Annotated in this window: 11 protein-coding genes and 2 pseudogenes; 9 read left to right on the top strand and 4 right to left on the bottom strand. The window is 69.4% G+C overall.

The genetic code is table 11. The features are described from left to right. From ACLN58_RS11185 to ACLN58_RS11175, 3 genes and pseudogenes are all read right to left on the bottom strand, one after another. Positions 1-402 (bottom strand): annotated as a pseudogene (locus ACLN58_RS11185) (folate-binding protein); the annotation flags it as partial. Between the two features lie 55 nt (positions 403-457). Next, entirely contained in the window at positions 458-1087 is a 630-nt protein-coding gene (locus ACLN58_RS11180; protein WP_415855334.1) for an FABP family protein, read from the bottom strand. A gap of 192 nt (positions 1088-1279) precedes the next feature. Beyond that, positions 1280-2026 carry a permease gene (locus tag ACLN58_RS11175; protein WP_415855333.1) on the bottom strand — a complete coding sequence of 249 codons (747 nt, stop codon included), beginning with the start codon at positions 2024-2026 and terminating at the stop codon, positions 1280-1282. An 89-nt stretch (positions 2027-2115) separates the two neighbouring features. Here ACLN58_RS11175 and ACLN58_RS11170 point away from each other — a divergent pair, with 89 nt between their 5' ends. The 9 genes from ACLN58_RS11170 to ACLN58_RS11130 all read left to right on the top strand — a co-directional run bounded on the left by ACLN58_RS11170 (position 2116) and on the right by ACLN58_RS11130 (position 11386). Then, positions 2116-2811 (top strand): winged helix-turn-helix transcriptional regulator, encoded by a 696-nt coding sequence (locus ACLN58_RS11170; RefSeq protein ID WP_415855332.1) that lies wholly within the window; start codon positions 2116-2118, stop codon positions 2809-2811. 218 nt (positions 2812-3029) lie between these two features. Beyond that, positions 3030-4016, top strand: coding sequence for a mycothiol synthase (gene mshD, locus ACLN58_RS11165; RefSeq protein WP_415855331.1), 987 nt, complete (start codon positions 3030-3032; stop codon positions 4014-4016). A 70-nt stretch (positions 4017-4086) separates the two neighbouring features. Beyond that, positions 4087-6351, top strand: a complete 2265-nt coding sequence (locus tag ACLN58_RS11160; protein ID WP_415855335.1) for an RNA degradosome polyphosphate kinase — start codon at positions 4087-4089, stop codon at positions 6349-6351. Positions 6352-6353: 2 nt separating this feature from the next. Continuing rightward, positions 6354-7328, top strand: a complete 975-nt coding sequence (locus tag ACLN58_RS11155) for an NUDIX hydrolase (RefSeq protein WP_415855330.1) — start codon at positions 6354-6356, stop codon at positions 7326-7328. 17 nt (positions 7329-7345) lie between these two features. Next, a complete protein-coding gene (locus tag ACLN58_RS11150) occupies positions 7346-8188 on the top strand; it encodes a thymidylate synthase (protein ID WP_415855329.1) in 843 nt (280 codons plus the stop codon). Continuing rightward, the gene (locus ACLN58_RS11145) at positions 8185-8742 is read left to right on the top strand and encodes a dihydrofolate reductase (protein WP_415855328.1); all 558 of its coding nucleotides are present in this window, start codon (positions 8185-8187) and stop codon (positions 8740-8742) included. Before ACLN58_RS11150 ends, ACLN58_RS11145 begins: the two co-directional genes overlap by 4 nt. Next, positions 8739-9407: a hypothetical protein gene (locus ACLN58_RS11140; RefSeq protein ID WP_415855327.1), complete on the top strand. Its 669-nt coding sequence runs from the start codon at positions 8739-8741 to the stop codon at positions 9405-9407. Before ACLN58_RS11145 ends, ACLN58_RS11140 begins: the two co-directional genes overlap by 4 nt. A 74-nt stretch (positions 9408-9481) precedes the next feature. Further along, complete coding sequence (gene asd, locus ACLN58_RS11135; RefSeq protein ID WP_415855326.1) at positions 9482-10621, top strand: aspartate-semialdehyde dehydrogenase; 1140 nt, start codon at positions 9482-9484, stop codon at positions 10619-10621. A 579-nt stretch (positions 10622-11200) separates the two neighbouring features. Beyond that, positions 11201-11386 (top strand): hypothetical protein, encoded by a 186-nt coding sequence (locus tag ACLN58_RS11130; RefSeq protein ID WP_415855325.1) that lies wholly within the window; start codon positions 11201-11203, stop codon positions 11384-11386. A 201-nt stretch (positions 11387-11587) separates the two neighbouring features. Here ACLN58_RS11130 and ACLN58_RS11125 read toward each other — a convergent pair. Continuing rightward, positions 11588-11731 (bottom strand): annotated as a pseudogene (locus ACLN58_RS11125) (type IV toxin-antitoxin system AbiEi family antitoxin domain-containing protein); the annotation flags it as partial. Positions 11732-11954: the final 223 nt, after the last annotated feature.

The following is an 11954-nucleotide window of genomic DNA, read 5'->3' as shown; positions in this document are numbered from 1 at the left end:
CACGTCCGCGACCTCGACGCGCAGCATGAAGCGCATGGAATTGAGCCACGCGGCGATGCCCTCCGCCTCGGCCGCCTCAACGAGCAGCCACGCCGTCGCGCCGTCGTCGACGATCCGCGCGTCGTAGTCGATCCGGCCTTGGATGCTCAGGAGCAGGAGCTCGGCGGACTCCCCCGGGGCGAGGCCGGACACCTGCTGCGAGGAGAGCGTGGTGAGCCACGTGAGGCGGTCGGGGCCGGTGACGGTGACCACGCCGCGGAAGGAAAGGTCGACGGCGGCGCGTCCCTCCGCGAGGGCGCGCTGCTCGCGCACGGGGTCGCCGTAGTGCGCGGCGACGCCGACATCGGCGCCCGCCGCCGCAACTGCGCCGGGGCGTGAAAGGAGGGGCGAGGAGAAGGTCATGCCTTGTTCAACGTTTCGGGGACCGTTTTCAGTCCGCACGTTTCAGCCCGCACGCTCATTCCGCGCGTCGCTGCGGGATCTCGGGCTGCGCCACGCGCTTGAGGATCGCCGAGGCGTGCGGCGCGAGCGGCGTGCCTCCTGACGCGACGTCCCAGCGCCAGAACAGGTCGCCGTTGACGAGGCCGAAGATCCGCGTCGCCGCCGAGTAGTTGCGGCTGTTGGCTCCACGCATCACGGCGTCGGTGCTGAGCTGGATCTGCGGGCCGCGGATCTGCCCGTAGTACAGCTCGGCGATGCCGCCCGGATGGAGGATCGTCACGGTGATGTCGAACCCGCCGTCAGCGTTCCGAAGCCGCTCGACCTCGTCCGCCGACTTGTACGCGGGGACGATGTCCGCCGGCGTGAGCCCGGGGCCGCCATCGGCATCCAGGAGTGGGCGGTCGAGCTGCCAGAAGCCTGTCTCGACGGAGAGCGGCCGTAGCCGCACGCCGTTCTCGTCGCAGAGCCAGCTTTCGGCCGTGTATTCGAGATAAGGAAACCCGTGGTGGTGGAACGTGACGCGCTGGCCGAAGTGATCGTCGCCCTCCTCGCCCGGGCCGAGACGCCCCTGGCCTTCCCACTCCCCGATGAGCCACGACAGCGGGACCAGTTCGGGAGTGAGTCCGGTGGGGATCTCAATGGGCACGGTAGGGCTCCGGCAGCGTCAGCGCTGGCCGCGGAAGAGGCCGAGAATCGCGTAGACGGCGAACCACGCCATCGAGATGCCGGCAATCACGAGGAGGACAAGGAAGAGAATTTCCCATGCAAGAACAGACATAGCGCCATCGTAGCGCCTCGGCGGTGGCCGCCCGCCCGCGTGACGGCGGGGGCGGCACCCTCAGTGGAGCAGCAGTTTGTCGATGAAGTACGCGATCGAGCCCACGGCGAGGACCGGGGCGAGGGCCAGCGCGACGAGCCCTGCCGGGGGCATGGGGTGGGAGCGCGTTCGGTTGAGCCTGCGGACCGCAGCGAGCACCGCGCCGATCAGCACGCCCGCCGCTGTGGCCGGAATCACCGCGATGTCCGTCAGGACGAGCGCCGCGAGCGGCGCGGCGAGGCCCGCGAAGACGATCGCGAACGGGGCCACGATCGTGTCCGGCCAGTTGATGGCCCCAACCAGAAGCGCGACGGCCGTGCTGATCCCTGCTACGAGCAGCATCGAGCCCGTCCCGGTGAAGCGCGCCGTGGCGATCCACCCCGCGCCGAGGCAGCAGAGCAACACGCCCGAGCTGGCCCCGAGCGTCGATTCGAGTCGGTGGGTCTGGCCCGTGCCGCGGATGAGTTGGACGACGATCACTGCCATGACACCGAGGGCCATCGCGGCTGGCGTCCACATGAGGAACTCGGGACCGTTGACCACCGCGGCCGAGATTCCGGCCGCGGCGCCCGCGAGCGCGAGGATCGTCCCATTGGTCTTTTTCGCGGGGATTCCGAGGAAGTGGGGCCACCCGAAGCCGGCCGCGACGGCGAGGACGACGGCGACCGCGGCCTGGGCGAAAGGCCCACCGAGGCTCGAGACGACGAGGGCCGCCGTGCCGGCCACTCCGATGCCCGCAGCGGCCGCGCCTCCGATCCACGTCTTCACGCTGCCATCCTTCCATAGGCTCACCCGTATAATCGTCCGCATAGGTACGACCTGCCCGACGTTGTGCAGCCTGCTCTTCGGGAGGAACTATGTCGCACATCTTGCTGCTGACCAACAGCCGAGGCTCCTCGGTCGAAGTCCTTCCTGCCCTTGAACTTCTGAATCATCAGGTTCACATCTTGGCCGCCGAGCCGACCGCGCTGCTCGACGCGGATCCCGCCGACGTCGTGTTCCTCGACGCGCGCAAGGACCTCGTGGGGGCCCGCTCCCTCACCCAGCTGCTCAAGGCGACGGGGCTCAGCTCACCCCTCCTGCTCATCCTCACCGAGGGCGGCATGGCCGCCGTCTCCTCCGCCTGGGCGGTCGACGACATCGTGCTCGACTCCGCGGGGCCGGCCGAGATCGAGGCACGCATCCGGCTCGCGATGTCGCGGACCTCGCACGTCGAGGAGCCCGACACGGAGATCCGGGCCGCCGGCGTCGTGATCGACGAGGCGAGCTACACGGCGCGGGTGAACGGCGAGGCGCTCAACCTCACGTTCAAGGAGTTCGAGCTGCTCAAGTACCTCGCCCAGCATCCCGGGCGCGTGTTCACGCGCCAGCAGCTCCTGACCGAGGTGTGGGGCTACGACTACTACGGCGGCACCCGCACGGTCGACGTGCACGTCCGGCGCCTCCGCGCCAAGCTCGGGCCCGACCACGAGGGGCTCATCGGAACCGTCCGGAACGTGGGCTACCGGCTCACGCTGACGCGCCTCAGCGAGGACGAGCTCAGCGAGGCCTAGAACACGCCACCTGGGAACAGCCCCGAACGCGACGAGGCCCCGCACCGAAACGGTGCGGGGCCTCGTCTGTGGTGGAGGACATACGGGTCGAACGTATCGAGGCCACCCCACTGGTGGATCCCCCTCGGAGCGGCTCAGCCGCGGTCATCTACTCTACACACGGCCCTCTCGGGCGGGCAAACCGCCCACACCGGAGCCGCATTCGCTAGCCTTGCTTCATGACGAGCGCTTATCCCCAGGACTGGCCCGCCACCGTCGTCGAAGGCCGCGTTCCACGGGCCCTGTGGGTGGAGATCGAATCCCTGCTCGCCGCCGCGGAGGATTCAGATGGCAACCCGTCCCTCTCGGAACAGACCACGGTGCTCCTGCGCTCGCCCGAGACCCGCTCCGAGGAGATCGTGACGATCGCGGTCCACGCGCTCGACGACACGTCCGGCTCGCCGGCCCCCGAGGACCTCGCGGGCGTAGCCGTCATCGCGTTCCAGCCGGACGGCGCCGGCGTCGTCGAACTCGCCGTGCACCCCACGTACCGGAACCAGGGCGTCGGCGTGCGGCTCGTCGAGGCGATCAAGGAGCTGCGTGGCCCCTCGGGGCGCGAGGGCCTCACGGCGTGGTCCCACGGCAATCACGAGGCCGCGGCCGAGCTCGCGGCGCTCTATGGCTACGTGCCGCTGCGCGAGCTCTGGAAGATGGTGCTCGTGCGCCACGCGGACGGTCCGGCCCCAGTGCTGCCGCCGGGCGTCACGATCCGAACCTTCGAGCCGGGCCTCGACGACGACGCCTGGCTCGCCGCGAACCATGCGGCGTTCGCCCACCACCCCGAGCAGGGCGCGCTGCGCCGCAGCGACCTCGAAGCACGCATGAGCGAGCCGTGGTTCGACGCGGCAGGCTTCTTCCTCGCGGTCGACGACGACGGCAAGATCCTCGGCTTCCATTGGACGAAGGTGCACCCGGCCCACGGCGAACACAAGGCCCTCGGCGAGGTCTATGTGGTGGGCGTCGACCCGTCCGCGCAGGGCAAGGGCCTCGGTCTCGCGCTCACGCGTGCGGGCATCGACTACCTGCACGGGAAGGGCCTCAAGACGGTCATGCTGTACACGGACGCGGACAACTCGGCCGCCGTCGCCCTCTACCGGAAGCTCGGCTTCACGCTGTGGGACAAGGACGTGCTCTACGGGCCCGCGGCGTCAGTGAACGCCGAGTAGGCTGGACCGAGGACATCAGAGCTTCTGCGGAGGAACAGTGACCGAAGCCAATAACGAGAGCACCGCAGCAATGGCGCCGCAGAATTCGGAAGTCGCGGTAGGCGTCTCCACGAAAACGGCACCCCGGCCAGCGGCCGCCACGCCGGTCTTCGGCTCGTCCGAGGTCCCCGCCTCCCGCGCGACGGAAGATCGGATCGACATCCCGCAGTTCCTCCCGAGCCCCTCCCCCGAGGGCGAGATCGGCCCGGACCGCTTCCTGGACCGCGAGCTCAGCTGGCTCGCGTTCAACGCGCGGGTCCTCGAGCTCGCAGAGGACCCTGAGCTGTTCCTGCTCGAGCGCGTCAACTTCCTCTCGATCTTCGCCTCGAACCTCGACGAGTTCTTCATGGTCCGCGTGGCAGGCCTCAAGCGCCGCATCGCGACAGGCCTCGCCGTCCCGTCCGCTGCTGGCCTGAGCCCCCACGAGGTCCTCGACCAGATCAGCCACGAGGCCCACGAGCTCCAGGAACGGCACTGCCGAGCGTTCGCCGGCCACATCCGCCCCGCCCTCGAGGACTCGGGCATCAAGCTCGTCACGTGGGAGGACCTCGGCGAGGCCGAGCACGAGCGCCTCAGCACGCTCTTCGCCGAGCAGGTGTTCCCGATCCTCACGCCGCTCGCCGTCGACCCTGCCCACCCGTTCCCGTACATCTCGGGGCTCTCGCTCAACCTCGCCGTCGTGGTGCGGAACCCCGTGAGCGAGAAGGAGCTCTTCGCGCGCCTCAAGGTGCCGGACCAGCTCCCGCGCCTCATCTCGGTCGACGGCCCGCGCGCCGGAAACGTCGCGGGCAGGCTCGCCCGATTCATCCCGCTCGAGGACCTCATCGCGGTCCACCTCGACCAGCTCTTCCCGGGCATGGAGGTGCTCGAGCACCACACGTTCCGCGTGACCCGCAACGAGGACCTCGAAGTTGAAGAGGACGACGCCGAGAACCTCCTCCAGGCGCTCGAGAAGGAGCTCCTGAGGCGGCGCTTCGGCCCGCCCGTGCGCCTCGAAGTCACGACGGACATCAACCCGAACATCCGGGCCCTCCTGGTCCGCGAGCTCGGCGTCGAGGAGTCCGAGGTGTACTCGCTTCCGGCTCCCCTCGACCTCCGCGGGCTGTCCGTGATCGGCGGGATCGATCGGCCCGAGCTTCACTACCCGAAGCAGATCGCACACACCTCGCGGTTCCTCAACGAATCGGAGACCGCGAAGGCCGCGAACGTGTTCGCCGCGATGCGCCGCCGCGACATCCTCCTCCACCACCCTTATGACTCGTTCTCGACGTCGGTCCAGGCGTTCCTCGAGCAGGCCGCGGCGGACCCCAGGGTCCAGGCCATCAAGCAGACCCTGTACCGCACGTCCGGCGACTCCCCGATCGTCGACGCGCTCATTGATGCGGCCGAGGCCGGCAAGCAGGTCCTCGCGCTCGTGGAGATCAAGGCGCGCTTCGACGAGCAGGCCAACATCTCCTGGGCGCGAAAGCTCGAGCAGGCGGGCGTGCACGTGGTGTACGGCATCGTGGGGCTCAAGACGCACTGCAAGCTCTCCCTCGTGGTGCGCCAGGAGAACGACGGCCTGCGCCGCTACAGCCACATCGGCACGGGCAACTACCACCCGCGCACGGCGCGCTACTACGAGGACTTGGGCCTCCTCACGTGCGACGAGCAGGTGGGCGAGGATCTCTCGAAGCTCTTCAACCAGCTCTCGGGCTACGCCCCGAAGTCAACGTTCAAGCGCCTCCTCGTCGCGCCGCGCTCGGTCCGTTCGGGCCTTATCGACCGGATCGAGACCGAGATCAAGAACGCCCGCGCGGGGCTGCGCGCCCGCGTGATCATCAAGGTCAACTCGATGGTCGACGAGGCCATCATCGATTCGCTGTACCGCGCGTCGCAGTCCGGCGTGAAGGTGGACATCGTGGTGCGCGGCATCTGCTCGCTGCGCCCCGGGGTTCCCGGCCTGAGCGAGAACATCACAGTCCGTTCCGTCCTGGGCCGGTTCCTCGAGCACTCTCGCGTCTTCGCGTTCACGAACGGCGGGAACCCTGTCGTCTACATCGGCTCGGCGGACATGATGCACCGCAACCTCGACCGCCGCGTCGAGGCGCTCGTGCAGCTGCGGAATCGGGAGGACATTGCCGACCTCTTCTCGCTCCTGGACCGCTACCTCGACGATGAAACCGCGAGCTGGCACCTCGACAGCATGGGCACGTGGATCCGACACCACCTCGACGACGACGGCCGGCTGCTCGAAGACGTTCAGTCGTGGCTCCTCGCCTCGCGGGCGCGCCAGCGGTCCGTAGCCCTGCGGTGACCATGACCGATCAACCCCCGGCGGTTCACGAGGGTGACCTCAGCGAACCCATCGCGGTCTACGCGGCCGGCGCCGTGCCGTGGCGCGTTCGCTCGGGCCAGCTCGAGGTGCTCCTCATCCACCGGCCGCGCTACGACGACTGGTCGTGGCCGAAGGGCAAGCTCGACGCCGGCGAGACGATGCACGAGTGCGCCGCCCGCGAAGTGTGGGAGGAGATCGGCCTCGACGGACCGCTCGGGATCCCGCTCCCGGCCACGCGATACCGAGTGGTGGCTGGCCTCAAGGTGGTGCACTACTGGGCACTCAAGGTGGGCCAGTCCGCCGTCGTCCGCCCGGACGGCACCGAGGTGGACGAGACGCAGTGGCGCGGCGCCGATGAGGCCGCGACGCTCCTGACGAACCAGACGGACGCGCTCCCGCTCGGCTGGCTCGTCGAGGCCCACCGCCGCGGCGAGCTCGATACGCGCCCGCTCATCGTCCTCCGGCATGCCAAGGCGAAGCCGCGCGGTTCCTGGACCAAGGCCGAGGGCGACCGCACGCTCGCGGCCTCGGGCATTCGGCAGGCCGCCGCGGTGGGCCGGCTGCTGCAGGTCTGGAACCCGGAGCGCGTCGTGACGAGCCCGTGGCGGCGCTGTGTCGACACCGTGCGCCCCTACATCGCAGCTGCGAACGGCCGGGTCAAGGTCAAGCTCGACGAGAAGCTCACCGAGGCGTCCCACAAGCGGAAGCCGGACCGGGCCGCAGCCACGGTGGACCGTCTGTTCGACAAGGCGAAAAGCGCCGTCCTGTGCACGCACCGGCCGGTGCTGCCGACCGTGCTCGCGGCCTTCGCGCTGCGCTGCGAGCCGGGCATCGACGCCGAACTCCCCACCGAGGATCCGTACCTCACGCCCGGCGAGCTCATCGTGTTCCACGTGCCCGTGGCCGGCGCGCCGCGCGTCGTCGTGACCGAGCAGCTCAAGCCGTTCGAGGACTAGCCCGCTAGGCTGGAGCCATGGCCACCGCGACTCCCCCTGCGACCCTCATCGCCACGCCCTACGAGGACCTTCTCCGGGACGTCCTCGAGCGCGGAGCGCACAAGTCGGACCGCACGGGGACGGGCACGCGCAGCGTGTTCGGACGGCAGATCCGCTTCGACCTCGCCGAGGGCTTCCCCCTCGTGACCACGAAGCGCGTGCACTTCAAGTCCGTCGCGGTCGAGCTCCTGTGGTTCCTGCGCGGCGATTCGAACGTGCGCTGGATGCAGGAGCAGGGCGTCACCATCTGGGACGAGTGGGCGGACGACGACGGCGAGCTCGGCCCCGTCTATGGCGTCCAGTGGCGCTCGTGGCCCACGCCGGACGGCCAGCACATCGACCAAGTCTCGGCTGTCATGGACTCGCTCCGGGCCAACCCCGACTCGCGCCGCCACATCGTCTCGGCGTGGAACGTTGCCGAGCTCTCCAAGATGGCGCTGCCCCCGTGCCACGCGTTCTTCCAGTTCTACGTGGCCCCCGAGGACGGCGGCCCGGGCAGGCTCTCGTGCCAGCTGTACCAGCGCAGCGCTGACATGTTCCTCGGGGTTCCGTTCAACATCGCCTCGTACTCGCTCCTCACGCACATGATGGCGCAGCAGCTCGGGCTCAACGTCGGCGAGTTCGTCTGGACGGGCGGGGACTGCCACATCTACGACAACCACGTCGAGCAGGCTCGCGAGCAGCTCTCGCGCGAGCCATATCCGTACCCGAGGCTTCGCATCGCGCGCAAGCCCGAGAGCCTCTTCGAGTACCGCTACGAGGACTTCGAGGTGCTCGACTACCGGCACCACCCGGGCATCAAGGCGCCCATCGCGGTATGAGCGGCCTGCGAGCGCTCACCCCGCAGGACGCCAACGCCACGGCGGGGATCGGACTCATCTGGGCCGAGGCCCGCGGCGGCGTGATCGGCCAGGCGGGGACGATGCCGTGGCACGTGCCCGAGGACATGAAGCACTTCGCGTCCGTCACGAGAGGCCACGCCGTGGTCATGGGCCGGAAGACGTGGGATTCGATTCCGGAGCGCTACCGGCCGTTCTCCGGGCGGACGAATATCGTCGTGACCCGCCGGGAGGGCTGGGAGGCGGAGGGCGCCGTCGTCGTCCATTCGCTCGAGGAGGGACTCGCGAAGGCGCGGCGCGCGCCCGGGAGCCCACGGACGTGGCTCGTGGGCGGGGGAGAGCTGTTCGCGCAGGCGCTTGCACTCGAGGACGTCAACGTCGCGGTCGTGACGTTCTTGGACCTCGACGTCGCGGGCGACGCGTACGCGCCAGCGCTCGGCCCCGAGTGGTCCGCTGGCTGGTCCGAACCCGCGGACGGCGCGTGGCTCGAGTCGCGCACGGGCGTTCTCTATCGGTGGGCGGTGTACACGCGGTGACCGAGGCCAGCGCGGGACCCGCCGACGGACCGGGCCACCCGGAGGAGCAGGCCTACCCCGAAGAACTGGGGTTCGGTTTCGGCGAGATCCTCGCGTTGCTCGCCGTGCACGGCGGCGACGCGGCGCCCGGGACCGCGGAGCTCCTGGGCCTCGATGACTACACGCAGCTGCCCGAGGTGATCGCGAGCGGGGCGTCCTCGCTCGTTGCGCGCGGCTACGCGCACGTAGCGCCTTCGGCCGAGCTCGCGATCGACGGGCCGATCGCCGGGATCGCCGCCGCCCTCGGCGGGGCCGAGCGCCGCATGGACCTGACGCTCGAGGCGCCTGGCCTCACCGACCGGATCGTGCTGCTCGAGGCGCCGGGCGTCGCGATCCTGCTCCGCCCTCGCGCCTACAGCACGTGGTGGGCGCTCCCCCAGCGGGCCGACGTCCCGCCGGCCGAGGCCACGTTCATGCTCGTGCAGGGTCACCTCGCGGAGCACCCCGACGGGCGCGTGCTCGTCGAGCGGCACGAGGTCGGGCAGGGCTACGCGCTCTCGGTGCGCGGCGCGGAGAGCGGCGTGTGGCTCCTCGGAGTGAGGCCTCCAGGAGCCCAGAGCGCGCACGAGGAGCCCGGGGACGCCGCCGCCCTCCTCGCCGCCCTCCGCGCAGTGCGCAACGACTGACGCACCCGGCCCCCCGCGCCCGCGTGAAGTAACGCACAGCTGACCCGGCGCGGGCCTTCCGTAGAATGGAGGGCATGACTTCTTCGGTGGGTTTTGTCGGCTGGCGCGGCATGGTGGGCTCCGTGCTCATGGAGCGCATGCAGGACGAGGGCGACTTCGCCTCGATCAACCCCGTGTTCTTCTCGACTTCCAACGCGGGCGGCGCCGCCCCCGCGTTCGCTGGTTCCGCCGGCGGGGACGCGGGGAAGCTCCTCGATGCGTTCGACGTCGAGACCCTCGCGAAGCTGCCCATCATCGTCACGACGCAGGGCGGCGACTACACGAAGAAGGTCCACCCGCAGCTCCGCGCTGCCGGCTGGGACGGACTCTGGATCGATGCCGCCTCGACGCTGCGCATGAACGACGACTCGATCATCGTGCTCGACCCCGTCAACCGGAGGGTCATCGACGAAGGCCTTGCGGCCGGCGTCAAGGACTTCATCGGCGGCAACTGCACGGTCTCGTGCATGCTCATGGGCCTCGGCGGCCTGTTCCGGAACAACCTCGTCGAGTGGGGTACGTCGATGACGTACCAGGCCGCGTCCGGGGGCGGCGCGCGGCACATGCGCGAGCTCATCACCCAGTTCGGGACGATCCACGGCGCGGTGTCCGCGGAACTCGACGACCCGGCGTCGGCCATCCTCGAGATCGACCGCAAGGTGCTCGCGGCCCAGCGCGGCGGCGTCGACGCGACCCAGTTCGGCGTGCCGCTCGCTGGCTCGCTCATCCCGTGGATCGACGCGGACCTCGGCAACGGCCAGTCCAAGGAGGAGTGGAAGGCCGGCGTCGAGACGAACAAGATCCTCGGCACGCGGGCGGGCGGGGCCATCGACCCCGTGATCATGGACGGCCTGTGTGTGCGGATCGGTGCGATGCGCTCGCACTCCCAGGCACTCACGCTCAAGCTCCGCGAGGACCTCTCGGTCGCCGAGATCGAGCGGATCATCGACGCGGACAACGAGTGGGCGCGCGTGGTGCCGAACGAGAAGCAGGCGTCGATGGACCAGCTGACGCCCGTCGCGGCGTCCGGCACGCTCGACATCCCGGTGGGCCGCATCCGCAAGCTCGAGATGGGCCCCGAGTACGTCTCCGCCTTCACGGTAGGCGACCAGCTCCTGTGGGGCGCGGCCGAGCCGCTGCGCCGCATGCTCAAGATCGCGACCGGAACGCTCTAGGCCGGCGCCGAGTCTCGGCCGGGCGTCCCCCAGGCTGGCTGGCCTGGCTGGCCACCCCCGGGTCCACATGTGCTGCCCTGAGCCACATTTCCGTAGGGAATACCCCACGGAAATGCGGGTGAGGGCAGCACGTATTTCACCGGCGCTCGATCTCGGCATCAAGCCGACCGTCGCGCAGCCGTTCGAATCGCAGACTGGATGCGTCGTCGCACCTCGTCCGGGCGCTCCAAGTCTGTCCAGCGAAGGCGTACGAACACCCAGCCCAATTCCATGAGCAGGGATTCGCGACGTCGCTCCGCGAGCAGCACCTCCGAAGCGGGGCCGTGATGTCGGTATTTCCCGTCTCCGTCGAATTCGATGATGACCATGAGACTCGGCCACGCGAAATCTGCCCGGTAAAGACCAGCCGCCCGTCTGCAGCTCGAACTGCACCTGAGGCCGTTCGAACCCCAGGCGTTCGAGCAAAATCCGAGTCCGGCTCTCCCCCACGGACTCGGTCGCGCGCTCAAGCGAGTCCACCACCGTGAGGGCCCTCCGCCTCCCGCGCGGAGATCCCTGCTCCACGGCGAGTCGCAAACGGTGGGGATCCAGTCCACGCTGCAGGGCGCTGTCACCGATGACAACGGCCTGTTCAAAGGGCATGTGGCGTGCGCAGTCCGCGACGGTGCGAAGGAGCGTTGTCACCTTGATGTGCCGCCCTCGTCGTTCGACCACCGTCACATCGTTATCGGCGAGCGCGAGCTGGTGGGTTGCGGTGTCGTTTGACCGGCTGGCTCGGGAACCCGCGTAGCTCGTCGCCACGTGGATCGCGGAACCGACGTTCCAGACCGCACATCCGCGCAGAACTGCGGCGCTCGCCAAGCAGTAGACGGCCGAACCATGCGTCCCCTCGACGTGGGCGTCGAGCCTGGCAATTTCCCGTTCCCACGGCGTCAGGGCGTCCCAACGGTGGACCGGGATGTAGGCCCCTTGACGCAACCTCAGAACCAGTCCGCTGCGCACGGCTTTGGCCAGCAGCCGATCGTCAATTCCCGCCGACTTCAGCGCAGCCGTCGAGGCCACGTCATGACCTGGCCACGCGGCTGCAAACAGATCCTCGACTGAGCGCATCCCCATGCCTCGATCGTCACGTCAAGCCGATACTCGGGCAACGCGCTTCGTGGCTCATGTGGACAACTTGCCGCGACTCGCTCTGGGGAGGAGCAACGGAGGCCTCGAGAGAACTCCGTGGCAAAACTGCATGTCCGTGGATTACCCGCATCTCCGTAGGGAATACCCCACGGAGTTGCGGGTCAGGGCAGCAGTTGCGCGCGGCCGCTGGCAACCCGTTGCC

Source organism: Sinomonas sp. G460-2 (genome assembly GCF_047759905.1).
GTDB lineage: Bacteria > Actinomycetota > Actinomycetes > Actinomycetales > Micrococcaceae > Sinomonas.
This window is presented reverse-complemented; position numbering and strand designations above follow the sequence as displayed.

Bases quoted from the DNA above. Each gene is read 5' to 3' on its own strand.
- ACLN58_RS11170 (WP_415855332.1), top strand. From the start codon at position 2,116: ATGTCGCACATCTTGCTGCTGACCAACAGCCGAGGCTCCTCGGTCGAA.
- mshD (WP_415855331.1), top strand. From the start codon at position 3,030: ATGACGAGCGCTTATCCCCAGGACTGGCCCGCCACCGTCGTCGAAGGC.
- ACLN58_RS11160 (WP_415855335.1), top strand. From the start codon at position 4,087: ATGGCGCCGCAGAATTCGGAAGTCGCGGTAGGCGTCTCCACGAAAACG.
- ACLN58_RS11155 (WP_415855330.1), top strand. From the start codon at position 6,354: ATGACCGATCAACCCCCGGCGGTTCACGAGGGTGACCTCAGCGAACCC.
- ACLN58_RS11150 (WP_415855329.1), top strand. From the start codon at position 7,346: ATGGCCACCGCGACTCCCCCTGCGACCCTCATCGCCACGCCCTACGAG.
- ACLN58_RS11145 (WP_415855328.1), top strand. From the start codon at position 8,185: ATGAGCGGCCTGCGAGCGCTCACCCCGCAGGACGCCAACGCCACGGCG.
- asd (WP_415855326.1), top strand. From the start codon at position 9,482: ATGACTTCTTCGGTGGGTTTTGTCGGCTGGCGCGGCATGGTGGGCTCC.